The 1,053-nt window shown below is 60.7% G+C and carries 1 pseudogene; it reads left to right on the top strand.

Annotated elements, in window-relative coordinates:
- Positions 1 to 108: 108 nt before the first annotated feature.
- Positions 109 to 1,053: pseudogene (locus FJT57_RS16225) on the top strand (conjugal transfer protein); the annotation flags it as partial.

The raw sequence follows: 1,053 nt of genomic DNA, 5'->3' as shown, positions 1-1,053 counted from the left end.
TGCAGGCGTTCCAAGACGATATTGAAAGCCGAACGACCGACAACGGACAACGCCCACCTGAGCAGACGCCAGCAGAGACTGATGGTGGCGCAGCGGGAGGTGACGACGATGCGTGAGTACCTTCGCGTGACGCCAACCTCCGAACGGCTCAATCCGGAGCGTCTGCCGCAGGCACTGGAGAGCCTCCACAAACTGACCTCAACGGACTCGACAGGGCTAGCTGACAAACTCAATCCGCTACATAGCGACACACCGCTACGCTTCGAATTCCTCGCGCTGAGCGAGGGGAAAGATGACCCCGTCGAATTCTACTACGGTGCCGACGACCATCTGGATACCCTTGAGAAGCGGCTCCGGTCGGTCTATCCCGAGACGTTCGACATCGAGCGTACCGAGGTCGACATCGCATCCCGACTCGTACAGCCTGTCGAATTCGATCGCGAGACATTCGTCGAGCACTATGACTCAGGCGAGCTCACGTACGAGTTCGGCCCTGACGAGCAATACGAGTGTGGTACTGACGACAACAGTCAAGCGGGGCCAGGGGACGCCGAATCAGTCGCGGATGGAGGGACGGTCGGCGACCAGTCTCCCGACCACTTCATCGAGATCGGTGATACTGCCCTCGAACTCGCCCCACCAGATGCGATTCCCGAGGATGAGCCACTCACGACGCTTGCCAAACCAACGGTAACATCGGAGGGGACGATACTCGCACGGCCAGCGACCGAATCCGTCTCCCCACTCGGCGTACGGTGGCAGGGGTCGGCGACCCGGAAGCAGGACTGGATGACCTCACTCTCGCCATTTACTGCCAACGACGAAGCGGAGCTCCCAGCCGTCGATCAGCCAGGAGGTGCGCTCGCGTCGCTCGTCGACCACCTGATGGAGGCGACAGCACCAGTAGCGTTCCAAGTCGTCTTCCAACGACGCGAGAGCTGGCAGTCCGATGCCGACCTTCGCAAGGAGGACGTCATCGACGGACGGGACACACTCGCCCAGGAGATTATTGGCTCCCTCTTCGAACTCGATGATCAACCGGAGAGTCGGGAT

The organism is Halobellus captivus (assembly GCF_007655485.1).
GTDB lineage: Archaea > Halobacteriota > Halobacteria > Halobacteriales > Haloferacaceae > Haloquadratum > Haloquadratum captivum.
Note: the sequence above shows the minus strand (reverse complement) of the source record. Positions and strands in the feature narration are given on the sequence as shown.